An 11,054-nucleotide genomic window follows, 5' to 3' on the forward strand; every position below is an offset into this window, starting at 1 on the left:
CATGAGCAAGGAAGGCAAGGAAGGGCGGACACGCCGAAGGCCGGACACACCGAAGGCCGGACCCGGGGATCGGGGTCCGGCCTTCGGTGGCGTGCGGGGCACCCTCAGGGCGCCGGAAGAAGAGCGTCAGCCGACGGCGACACCCTTCGAGCGGAGGTAGGCGACCGGGTCCACGTCCGAGCCGTAGTCCGGCGTGGTGCGGATCTCGAAGTGCAGGTGCGGGCCGGTCACGTTGCCGGTCGCGCCGGAGAGGCCGAGCTGCTGGCCGGCGGTCACCGACTGGCCGCTGGAGACGGAGAGCGAGGACAGGTGGGCGTACTGGGCGTAGTAGCCGTCGGCGAGCCTGACGACGACCTGGTTGCCGTACGCGCCGCCCCAGCCCGCGGAGACGACGGTGCCCGCGCCGACCGCCTTCAAAGAGGTGCCGGTCGGGACGACGAAGTCGACGCCGGTGTGGTAGCCGCTGGACCACATGCTGCCCGCCGTGCGGTAGGCGGTGCCGACGCCGGCACCGCTCACCGGGGTGCTGAAGCCGCTGGGGGCGGCGGCGGTGTCGGCGCTCTGGGCGGCCGACTCGGTCTTCGCCGAGGAGGAAGAGGACTTCGACGACGCGGTCGAATCCGACGAATCGGACGACGAAGCCGAAGTCGACGACTTCGAGGACTTCGAGGACTTCGAGGACTTCGACGAAGAGGACGAAGAGCCCGAGGGATCCGTCGACTTGGGCGTGCTCGTCGTGGCCTTCTTGCCGATCGCGAGCTTCAGACCGGGGTGGATCAGCGACGGATCGTCGCCGACGGCCTCACGGTTGTCGGCGTAGAGCTTCTTCCAGCCACCGCTGACATCCTGCTCGTCCGCGATCTTCGCGAGATAGTCACCGGTCTGCACGGAGTACGTCTTCGTGCCCGCGGTCTGCGCAGAGGCCTTCTTTTCGGCCGCCGCCTTTTCGGCCACCTTTGTCACGGTGGCCGGAACGGACGACTCAACGGCCTTTTCCGAGACGGACTGCGCAGTGGCGGCGTGTGCGCCGGTGGCCCCGAGAAGCGGGAGGGCAAGTGCGGCGCCGCCCGTTCCGGCGGCGGCGATGGAGCGAGTGAAGCGCTGGGACTTCGGTCGGCGGTGCTTACCCTTCGCGGGCATGGCGAATTCCTCTCCGGCGCCTGCGAGGTGAGCTGTCGGGTGCGGACTGGAGATGCCCGGCCGTACCGAAGTACGACTTAACCCCTAGCCGTTCCGGAGACCGGAACAGGCGGTTCTACCTGTGGGTCCCCCGCTCCTGCCGTGTACGGGTGATTGTGTGCGGGCTCCGGGCGGCGGCAGGATTGGGCGTCCGTCCGGATCGGAGGTGAACGTAAGCGACCAAGACGCAAAGGGACAAGTAAGTGGTTGCGTTTGAATGCGTTTCTGTTGGTCACCCGAGAGAATTCCCCGTCACACTGAGTGCAATGGGGACTGGCCTTTTGACCAAACACCCTTGTGAACCATGTTGATTACGTGAACATGACGGGCGACGCACGGTCACGAATATGACGCTCCTCACGTGCGGCCTCCCCAGGCGCCTTAATTCCAGATGGAGTTGGAATGAAGGCGCCAATTCGGGCAGAAAGCCCTAGATGCGACGGAGGCGGAGAACCATCGCATCGAGGTCACCGCGCAGCCCTGTCCGCAGTCCGTGATGCAGCAGTACGGCTCCTCGGTGAACTTCGCCCGTTTCGCGGCATTCATACGATGCCGACGGGTCGAGGCCTCGCAGGCGCAGCGCCGGTACGGGCTCGCCGTGGCGCTGGGCCTGGAGCCAGGCCAGGACGACGGCCTCGTCGCCCAGCACGTACTGCACCGCACTCAGCCCGCCCTCCGGGGGCCGCAGCCGGTGGAGGTCGCCGCGCTGCACGAGCGGGCGGATCTCCTTGTAGAGATCCACCCAGTCACGGGCCTCGGCGAGCTCCTCCTCGGTCCACTCGGCGAGGTCTCCGCCGACACCGAGCACCCCGGCCATGGCACTCACGAAGCGGAAACGCAACGAGCTGACCCGGCCGTTGAGCTGGGTGTTGGGGCTGTCGGTGACCCAGGCGGCCATGACCCGGGCGGGGTGGATCTGGCTGAAGCCGTGCTGGATGGCGAGCCGGTCGAGCGGGTCGGTGTTGTCCGAGGTCCACACCTGGTCCGTACGGCTCATCACACCGAGGTCGATGCGGCCGCCGCCGCCCGAGCAGGACTCGAAGGCGACGCCCGGGTGGGCGGCCCGCAGCCGGTCCAACAGGCGGTACAGCGCGTGCACGTGGTCGACCCACAGGCGCTGCGGATCGGGCTCGCCGGGCCAGCCCGCGTCGGTGAAGCAGCGGTTGAAGTCCCACTTCACGTAGTCGATCGGGGCACTGGAGAGGAGCTCGTGGAGCTGCCCCCAGAGGTATTCCTGGACGTCCTCGCGCGCGAGGTTCAGGACGAGTTGATTGCGCAGTTCCGTCCGCTTTCGTCCCGGCTGGTACTGCACCCAGTCCGGGTGGGCCCGGTACAGCTCGCTGTCCGGGTTGACCATCTCCGGCTCGACCCAGATGCCGAACTGCATACCGAGGGCGTGGACGTAGTCGCCGAGCGGCTTGAGACCGCCGGGGAAGCGGTCGGGGTTGGGCTGCCAGTCGCCGAGCCCGGCGCGGTCGCTGGTGCGGGCCCCGAACCAGCCGTCGTCGACGACGAACAGCTCGACGCCCATCGCCGCGGCCCGCCGCGCCAGCACTCCCTGCTGCTCCTCGGAGATGTCGAACTCCGTGGCCTCCCAGGAGTTGAACAGCACCGGCCGGTCCTGGTCCGCGTCCGGGATCACATACGCGCGCTGGTAGGCGTGCCAGGCGCGGCTCGCCCCGCCGAAGCCGCCGTCGCTGAACAGGCCGGCGAAGACGGGCGTCGTGAAGGACTCCCCCGCCGCCAGCCGCAGCAGGCCGGAGTCGTCGTATCCGGCCCCGCCGGTGATCTGCACACGCGCGTCCGGGAGTTGGGCCACGGCGATCCGCCAGGACCCGGACCAGCCGAGGGCGCAGCCGTAGACCTCGCCGCGCTCCTCGGTCGCGTCGGTGTCGAGCGCCACCCAGGGCAGGTGCTGGTGTCCGGTGTGGCCACGGCGGCTGCCGATGACCTTCTCACCGTAGGTCAGGGGGGAGCGTACGAGCCGGGACTCCGCGGCCCAGCGGCCGTGCAGCTGGGACAGGCGCCAGCCGTCGCGGTCGGGCAGGGTCCACACTGCGGAGTCGGCGCGCAGGAGCTCCCGGGCCGGCCCGTCGTTGTCCAGGGTCACCCAGCGCTCGACGACGTCGTGGCGCATCCGGTAATGCAGCGTGATCGCCAGCCCGCCGTCGCGGAACCGCAGCCGCAGCTCGTCCTCCTCGGCACGCTCGTACGCCTCGAAGGACCACTCGGTGCCGCGCCCCTCCTCCGTGCGCACCGACAGGGCGGGCCGGACGAAGCGGGGGCCGCCCTCGACGGGGTACTCCTCGCGGCCGTCGAGCGGGGACTCGAAGGGCCAGTAGTCCGGCAGTGGACGTACGGCGAGCGCCTCGGCGTCGGCGAGGGCGATCCGTGGTCCCCAGTGCAGGTGCAGGAGCTCGTCGTCGGCCGTGAGGTGGACGGCGTAACTGCTGGTCGGCCCGGACAGGAGCCATGTGCGGCCGTTCTCGGCGATCTCCAGCATGCAGTCCCTCACAGATTCGAACAGGCCCGAACAGGTGCGCTCAAGCAGCAACATCATCAAGGTCCGTGCGCCCTCGGTGCAACGCCTGTGGACAACTCATTGCCTCAGGAACCCATGTCGTATCGTCGAGTGGGTGCCCGTCGCCGAGCCGCGTCGGCGGGACGGAGTGGGAGGAGCTTTCGTGACGCAGCAGGTCCCGTCGACAGAACCGCAGCTGGCAGCAGTGCGCAACTTCCGGGACGTGGGCGGGCTGCCGACGGTGGACGGACGGCGCGTCAGGCACGGCGTGCTGTTCCGCAGCGGTCACCTCGCGCACGCGACCGAGGAGGACTCCGCGTTCCTTGCATCCCTGGGGCTGCACACGATCTTCGACTTCCGCAATGCCGCGGACCAGAAGTTCGAGGGTCCCGACGTCGAGCTGCCGGGCGTGCGCAATGTGAACCTTCCGCTGAGCGACCCGGCGGACGGCGCGGAGTTCTGGAAGATGGTTCGCGACGGCGACCTCGACCAGCTGCGCGAGCTGCTCTCCGACGACAGGGGCGCGCAGCGGATGATCGCGTCGTACCGGATGCTCATCAAGGAGCGCACGGGCGAGCACTCCCGGGTGCTGCGTTCGCTCGCCGAGGACGGCGTCCCGGTGCTGATGCACTGCGCTGCGGGCAAGGACCGCGCCGGGCTGTCGATAGCGGTGACGCTGCTCGCCCTGGGTGTGGAGCGGGAGGCGATCGTCGCCGACTACCTGAAGTCGAACGCCAGGCACCGCCGCTACAAGGTGCGCCGCAGCAGCAGCGCCGCCTCGGCCTACTCCCCCGAGGTCATGGAACTGCTCAGCCCTCTGTTCGACGCGCGTGCCGAGTATCTGGCGACGGCCTTCGACACCATCGAGGAGACCTGGGGCGGCGTCGAGCCATACCTGGAGCAGGGGCTCGGGGTCACGCCCGAGATCCGGGAGCGGCTGCGGGAGCGGCTGCTCGACTGACCGCTCACTGCTTGGCCCCCAGGGCGAACAGCAGGTAGATGAAGGCCGCGAACAGGTGCCCCACCGCCAGGTAGATGATCAGGCGCACCCACAGGGCGCGGGGGAACTTCTCCTCCATGTTGCTCATGGCATGTCTCCGATGACGGGGCCCAGGCACAGCGCGGCCGTGGGGCTCTGCAGCAGGGTGTGGACGAACAGGAGCTCCACGCCGCCGCGGTCCTCGGCGACGATGCGGTGCGGTGTCAGCGAGTCGAAGTGCGCGCTGTCGCCCGCCGCGAGCAGGTGCGTGGTGTCACCGAGGCGCAGCCGCAGCCGCCCCTCGAGCACGTACAGCCACTCCTCGCCGGGGTGCACGCGCACGATGTCGCCCTGGGAGCCGTAGGGCACGCGGACCCGCAGGGCCTGCATGCCACGGCCGGGTGCGCCGGCCGGCCAGTAGGTCCAGCCGCCCGCCGCGGTCGGCTCCATGTCGGCGGCGCGCACGACGGCGTCCCGGTCGGCGACCGTCTCGCCGAGCAGTTCCGAGACCGTCGTACCGTAGATACGGGCGAGGCCCAGCAGCATCGGCAGCGAGGGCTGGCGCTGGCCGGTCTCCAGCCGGGAGAGGTGGGCGGGCGACAGCCCGGCGGCGCGGGCCGCCGCCTCCAGGGTGAGGGAGGCCCGTCGGCGCAGGGCACGCAACTGCGGTGCCACCAGAGGGACCGCCTCGGCCGCGGGGCCGGGCGGCCCGGGTGCCTCGGTGGCGGGCTCGGACTCGAGAGAGCTCATGCGCTCCATTCAGCCGGAACCTTGCCTCTGTGGCAAACTTATTGCCTCAGAGGCAAAAGACTCCCAGAGCGCCCCTCACCGGTTGGCGACCGCCTGTTTGATCAGCGTCTTGCCGAAGTCCCACATCAGACCGCCACCGCTGTGCGCGTCGTCCATCACGTCCGTGAAGGCCTCGACGAACCGGTCGACCTCCCGTTCGCCGATGACCAGCGGCGGGATCAGCTTGATCACCTCCAGGTGGTCGCCGGACACCTGGGTGAGGATCCGGTGGCGCTGCAGCAGCGGCACCACCACCATCTGCGCGAACAGCCCCTTGCGGGCGGCCTGCAGCATGGCCCAACGGCTGCGCAGCTTCAGCGACTTGGGGCGGCCGAACTCGATGCCGATCATCAGGCCCCGGCCGCGGACGTCGGCGAGCAGCTCGTACTTGTCGACCAGCGCCGTCAGCCGGGACTTCAGCTGCTCCCCCGTCGCCCGGGCGTTCGCCACGACCTGCTCGTTCTCCATGACGGAGAGCACGGCGAGCCCCGCCGCCATGGCCTGTGCGTTGGAGCCGAAGCTCGCCGAGTGGACCAGCACCCGGTCCATCGAGGAGTAGACCTTCTTGAAGATCCAGTCCTTCCCGAGGGTGGCGCCGACCGGCACATAGCCGCCGGAGAGCGCCTTGGCCACGCACACCAGATCGGGTTCGACCCCGTCCTCGTGCTGGTAGGCGTAGAAGTCACCGGTCCGGCCGAGGCCGGTCTGCACCTCGTCCAGGATCAGCAGCGCCTTGTGCCGGTGCAGCAGCTCCTGGGCGGCGCGGAGGTAGCCGGGCGGGGCCTCGTGCACGCCCTTGCCCTGGATGGGCTCGACGACGAGGGCGGCCACGTCGCCCTTCTGCAACTCCCTGGCCAGGGCGTCGAGATCGCCGAGCGGCAGGGCCGTGTCGGGCAGCAGCGGGGCGAAGCCGTCCCGGAACCCGTCCTCGCCGTTGACGGACAGGGCCCCGGTGGTCAGGCCGTGGAAGGCGTGGTCGCAGTACAGGATCCGCGGCTTGCCGGTGGCGTAGCGGGCGAACTTCAGCGCGCCCTCGACCGCCTCGGTACCGCTGTTGCCGAAGAACACCCGGTCCAGGTGCGGACTGTGCGCGAGCAGCTTCTCGGCCAGCAGCCCGGGCAGCGGCTGGCAGTCGAAGCGGGTGAGGTCGGCGAGCTGGGCGTCGAGCACGTCGTGCAGCGCCTTGCGGACGACGGGGTGATGGCGCCCCAGGCCCATCACCCCGAACCCGGCGAGCATGTCGAGGTAGTCGTTGCCGTCCGCGTCCCAGAAGTACGGGCCCTCGGCGCGCTCGTAGACCTTGTCGAAGCCGATGGTGTGCAGCATGCGCGGGAGCTGGTGGTTCAGGTACTTGCCGTGCAGCTCGTAGCGCTCGGCCCCGCGCTCGGCCAGCAGCGCGCCGAGGTCGAACTCCCCGGCCTGCGAGGAGGGCGACGCGGGCTTGGCGGTGGTCATTCCTGTTTCTCCTTGGACAACTCTTCCCGGACGGCCGGGTTCGCTTCCTTGACGGCCAGGCTCGCGCCGATCCGTCCGGCGACCTCGACGGGCGTGAGACCGATGTCGGCGAGCACCTCACCTCGCTTGGCGTGCGCGAGGAACTGTTCCGGGATGCCGAACTGCCGCACCGGGACGTCGACGTCGGCGTCCCCGAGGGCGAGCGCCACCGCGGCGCCGACCCCGGAGGCCCGGCTGTTGTCCTCGACGACGGCGACCAGCCGGTGCCGGGCGGCGAGGCCCGGGAGCGCCGGGTCGACGGGCTTGACCCACCGCGGGTCGACGACCGTGCAGTCGATGCCGCGGGCTTCCAGCAGTTCCGCGGCCTGCAGGCAGACGGGCGCCATGACACCGACGGCCACGAGGAGCACGTCGGGGGTCTGCGACCCGCGGTGCAGGACGTCCAGCCCGCCCACCCGGTCGATCGCCGGGACGGACGGCCCCACCGACTCCTTGGGAAAGCGCACCAGCGTCGGCGCGTCGTCCACCGCGACCGCCTCCCTGAGCTGCGCCCGCAGCTGGTCGGCGTCGCGGGGCGCGGCGATCCTGAGGCCGGGGACGACCTGGAGGATCGACATGTCCCACATGCCGTTGTGGGAGGCGCCGTCGACACCGGTGACGCCGGCCCGGTCCAGCACGAACGTGACGCCGCACCGGTGCAGGGCGACATCCATGAGGAGCTGGTCGAAGGCGCGGTTCAGGAACGTCGCGTAGACGGCGACGACCGGATGCAGCCCGCCCGTGGCCAGGCCGGCCGCGGACACGGCGGCGTGCTGCTCGGCGATGCCGACGTCCCACACCCGGTCCGGGAAACGGGCCGCGAACTTGCCGAGCCCCACCGGGTGCAGCATCGCCGCGGTGATGGCCACGACGTCGTCGCGCTCCTCGCCGATCCGCACGATCTCGTCCCCGAACACCGAGGTCCACGACGGCCCGCCCGAGGGAGCGAGCGGCGCGCAGGTGAGCGGGTCCATCACACCGACGGTGTGGAAGTGGTCCTCCTCGTGGGCGAGGGCGGGTTCGTAGCCGCGTCCCTTCTCCGTCAGGCAGTGGATCAGGACCGGCCCGTGGAAGCGTTTCGCGCGCCTGAGCGCCGATTCGACGGCCCCCAGGTCGTGCCCGTCGATCGGGCCGACGTACTTGAGGCCGAGGTCCTCGAACATGCCCTGCGGTGCGAAGGCGTCCTTGAAGCCCTTCTTGGCGCCGTGCAGCGACTCGTAGACCGTGCTGCCGACCAGCGGGGTCCGCAGCAGTACGTCCTTCCCCCAGGCCAGCACCTTCTCGTAACCGTCGGTCGTGCGCAGGGTGGCCAGGTGGTTGGCGAGGCCGCCGATGGTGGGCGCGTACGACCGCTCGTTGTCGTTGACGACGATGATCAGCGGCCGGTCCTTGGCGGCCGCGATGTTGTTGAGCGCCTCCCAGGCCATGCCGCCGGTCAGCGCGCCGTCGCCGATCACCGCGACGACATGCCCCTTCTCGCCCTGCACCTGGCGGGCCTTGGCGAGCCCGTCGGCCCAGCCGAGCGCGGTGGAGGCGTGACTGTTCTCGATGACGTCGTGCTCGGACTCCTCGCGCGAGGGATAGCCGGACAGGCCGCCCTTGCTGCGCAGCTTGGAGAAGTCCTGACGCCCGGTCAGGAGTTTGTGTACGTAGCTCTGGTGGCCGGTGTCCCACAGGATGCGGTCGACCGGAGACTCGAAGACCCGGTGGAGGGCGATGGAGAGTTCCACCACCCCCAGATTGGGTCCGAGGTGTCCGCCGGTCCTGGCGACCGCGTGCACCAGGAACTCACGTATCTCTTCGGACAGTTCGCCGAGTTCCGCCTCGGACAGCGCCTTCAGGTCGCGTGGTCCCCGGATGTTCTCCAGAATCGTCACGTCGGGCCCCCTATCGGTCCGTGCTGTTCAGCTCACGGTGACGGCCGGCTCCCCCGCCGCGACGCCGTCCTGCTCCATCTGTTCGGCGATCTTCATCGCCTCTTCGATCAGGGTCTCGACGATCTTCGACTCGGGGACGGTCTTGATGACCTCGCCCTTCACGAAGATCTGCCCCTTGCCGTTCCCGGAGGCGACGCCCAGATCGGCCTCCCGTGCCTCTCCCGGGCCGTTCACCACGCATCCCATGACGGCGACCCGCAGCGGCACCTCCATGCCCTCCAGGCCCGCCGTGACCTCGTCGGCCAGCTTGTAGACGTCGACCTGGGCGCGCCCGCAGGACGGGCACGACACGATCTCCAGCCGCCGCTGCTTCAGGTTCAGCGACTCCAGGATCTGGAGGCCGACCTTGACCTCCTCGGCGGGCGGCGCCGACAGCGACACCCGGATGGTGTCGCCGATGCCCTGGCTGAGCAGTGCCCCGAAGGCCACGGCGGACTTGATGGTCCCCTGGAAGGCCGGACCGGCCTCCGTGACACCGAGGTGCAGCGGGTAGTCGCAGCTCTCGGCGAGCAGCCGGTAGGCGTTGACCATCACCACGGGGTCGTTGTGCTTGACCGAGATCTTGATGTCCCTGAACCCGTGCTCCTCGAAGAGCGAGGCCTCCCACAGGGCGGACTCCACCAACGCCTCGGGCGTGGCCTTGCCGTACTTCTGCAGCAGCCGCCGGTCCAGCGAACCCGCGTTGACCCCGATCCGGATCGGCGTGCCGTGATCCCTCGCGGCCCGCGCGATCTCCTTCACCTTGTCGTCGAACTGCTTGATGTTGCCGGGATTGACGCGTACGGCCGCACAGCCGGCCTCGATCGCGGCGAACACGTACTTCGGCTGGAAGTGGATGTCCGCGATCACCGGGATCTGCGACTTGCGGGCGATGGTCGCGAGCGCGTCCGCGTCGTCCTGTGTGGGACAGGCGACCCGGACGATCTGGCAGCCGGACGCGGTGAGTTCGGCGATCTGCTGGAGGGTGGCGCCGATGTCGGACGTACGGGTCGTCGTCATCGACTGCACCGACACCGGGGCCCCGCCCCCGACCGCCACCGGCCCGACCTCGATCCGCCGCGACATGCGCCGCTCGGCGATCGGCCGGACCGGTACCTCGGGGACGCCCAAGGAGACGGCGGTCATGGCCTCAGTCCCGGTTTCCGGAGACCGTCTCGCGCATGGCGCGCAGCGACTCCTTGAGGGAACCCATGGTGGCGAGGACGGCGGTGGGCTCGTAGCCGCAGTGCGCCATGCAGTTGGCGCAGCGCGGGTCCTTGCCGCGGCCGTACTTGTCCCAGTCGGTCTCCTCGATGAGTTCGCGGTACGTCGGGACGTACCCGTCGCTCATCAGGTAGCAGGGGCGCTGCCAGCCGAAGAGCGAGTAGTTCGGGATCGCCCAGGCCGTGCACGGGAAGTCGACCTTGCCCTCCAGGAAGTCCAGGAAGAGCGGCGAGTGGTTGAGCCGCCAGCGGCGCCGGTTGCCGCCCGCGAAGGCCTTCTTGAACAGCTCACGGGTCTGCTCGACGCCCAGGAAGTGCTCCTGGTCGGGGGCCTTCTCGTAGGCGTAGGCGGGCGAGATCATCATCTCGTCGACGTGGAGGTCGTCGTTGAGGAAGTTGAGCACCTCGATGATGGTCTGCGGGGTGTCCGTGTTGAAGAAGGTCGAGTTGGTGGTGACCCGGAAGCCGCGCTTCTTGGCCTCCTTGATCGCCTCCACGGCCTCGTCGAACACCCCCTCCTTCGCCACCGACGCGTCGTGGCGCTCCCGCAGCCCGTCGATGTGCACGGCGAAGGCGAAGTAGGGAGAGGGCTTGAACTTGTCCATCTTCTTGCGCAGCAGCATGGCGTTGGTGCAGAGGAAGACGTACTTCTTCTTCGCCACCAACTGGCGCACGATCTCGTCGATCTGAGGGTGCATCAGCGGCTCACCACCGGCGATGGACACCATCGGCGCACCCGACTCCAGCACCGCCCCGACGGCCTGGGCCACCGGCATGCGCTGCTTGAGCACCCCGGCGGGGTGCTGGATCTTGCCGCAGCCCTCGCATGCGAGATTGCACGCGAAGAGGGGTTCCAGCTCCACGATGAGCGGGAACTTGTCCCGCTTACGGAGCTTTTGTTCGGCCAAGTATGTAGCGACCTTGATGGACTGACGCAGCGGCATGGCCATCTG

The 11,054-nt window shown here is 69.5% G+C and carries 9 protein-coding genes and 1 riboswitch; of the genes, 1 reads left to right on the forward strand and 8 read right to left on the reverse strand.

Annotated features, from left to right (window positions below):
• Positions 1–126 precede the first annotated feature (126 nt).
• Positions 127–1,140 (reverse strand): M23 family metallopeptidase, encoded by a 1,014-nt coding sequence (locus ACZ5XS_RS16545; protein WP_468651815.1) that lies wholly within the window; start codon positions 1,138–1,140, stop codon positions 127–129.
• A 2-nt stretch (positions 1,141–1,142) separates the two neighbouring features.
• Positions 1,143–1,302, reverse strand: a riboswitch (cyclic di-AMP (ydaO/yuaA leader).
• 307 nt (positions 1,303–1,609) lie between these two features.
• A complete protein-coding gene (locus ACZ5XS_RS16550) occupies positions 1,610–3,682 on the reverse strand; it encodes an alpha-galactosidase (RefSeq protein ID WP_468651818.1) in 2,073 nt (690 codons plus the stop codon).
• Between the two features lie 181 nt (positions 3,683–3,863).
• Between ACZ5XS_RS16550 and ACZ5XS_RS16555 the strand changes: the two genes are divergently transcribed.
• Positions 3,864–4,661 (forward strand): tyrosine-protein phosphatase, encoded by a 798-nt coding sequence (locus ACZ5XS_RS16555; protein WP_468651820.1) that lies wholly within the window; start codon positions 3,864–3,866, stop codon positions 4,659–4,661.
• A 4-nt stretch (positions 4,662–4,665) separates the two neighbouring features.
• Here ACZ5XS_RS16555 and ACZ5XS_RS16560 read toward each other — a convergent pair whose 3' ends face one another.
• The 6 genes from ACZ5XS_RS16560 to hpnH form a co-directional block, all read right to left on the reverse strand.
• The gene (locus ACZ5XS_RS16560) at positions 4,666–4,788 is read right to left on the reverse strand and encodes a DUF6126 family protein (protein ID WP_329335324.1); all 123 of its coding nucleotides are present in this window, start codon (positions 4,786–4,788) and stop codon (positions 4,666–4,668) included.
• On the reverse strand, positions 4,785–5,429 hold the full coding sequence (locus ACZ5XS_RS16565) for a helix-turn-helix domain-containing protein (RefSeq protein WP_468651822.1): 645 nt from the start codon (positions 5,427–5,429) through the stop codon (positions 4,785–4,787). The genes ACZ5XS_RS16560 and ACZ5XS_RS16565 overlap by 4 nt, the downstream gene beginning before the upstream one ends.
• Positions 5,430–5,504: 75 nt before the next feature.
• Entirely contained in the window at positions 5,505–6,923 is a 1,419-nt protein-coding gene (locus tag ACZ5XS_RS16570) for an aspartate aminotransferase family protein (protein WP_468651824.1), read from the reverse strand.
• The gene (dxs, locus tag ACZ5XS_RS16575; protein WP_468651826.1) at positions 6,920–8,839 is read right to left on the reverse strand and encodes a 1-deoxy-D-xylulose-5-phosphate synthase; all 1,920 of its coding nucleotides are present in this window, start codon (positions 8,837–8,839) and stop codon (positions 6,920–6,922) included. Before dxs ends, ACZ5XS_RS16570 begins: the two co-directional genes overlap by 4 nt.
• A 27-nt stretch (positions 8,840–8,866) precedes the next feature.
• Positions 8,867–10,024, reverse strand: a complete 1,158-nt coding sequence (gene ispG / locus ACZ5XS_RS16580; protein ID WP_468651828.1) for a flavodoxin-dependent (E)-4-hydroxy-3-methylbut-2-enyl-diphosphate synthase — start codon at positions 10,022–10,024, stop codon at positions 8,867–8,869.
• 4 nt (positions 10,025–10,028) lie between these two features.
• Positions 10,029–11,051: an adenosyl-hopene transferase HpnH gene (gene hpnH, locus ACZ5XS_RS16585; protein ID WP_468651830.1), complete on the reverse strand. Its 1,023-nt coding sequence runs from the start codon at positions 11,049–11,051 to the stop codon at positions 10,029–10,031.
• Positions 11,052–11,054 lie beyond the last annotated feature (3 nt).

The sequence above is a fragment of the Streptomyces sp. NPDC033131 genome, assembly GCF_055578365.1.

Coding starts and splice junctions, on each gene's coding strand:
- ACZ5XS_RS16545 (WP_468651815.1), bottom strand. CDS start 1,140: ATGCCCGCGAAGGGTAAGCACCGCCGACCGAAGTCCCAGCGCTTCACT.
- ACZ5XS_RS16550 (WP_468651818.1), bottom strand. CDS start 3,682: ATGCTGGAGATCGCCGAGAACGGCCGCACATGGCTCCTGTCCGGGCCG.
- ACZ5XS_RS16560 (WP_329335324.1), bottom strand. CDS start 4,788: ATGAGCAACATGGAGGAGAAGTTCCCCCGCGCCCTGTGGGTGCGCCTG.
- ACZ5XS_RS16565 (WP_468651822.1), bottom strand. CDS start 5,429: ATGAGCTCTCTCGAGTCCGAGCCCGCCACCGAGGCACCCGGGCCGCCC.
- ACZ5XS_RS16570 (WP_468651824.1), bottom strand. CDS start 6,923: ATGACCACCGCCAAGCCCGCGTCGCCCTCCTCGCAGGCCGGGGAGTTC.
- ispG (WP_468651828.1), bottom strand. CDS start 10,024: ATGACCGCCGTCTCCTTGGGCGTCCCCGAGGTACCGGTCCGGCCGATC.
- hpnH (WP_468651830.1), bottom strand. CDS start 11,051: ATGGCCATGCCGCTGCGTCAGTCCATCAAGGTCGCTACATACTTGGCC.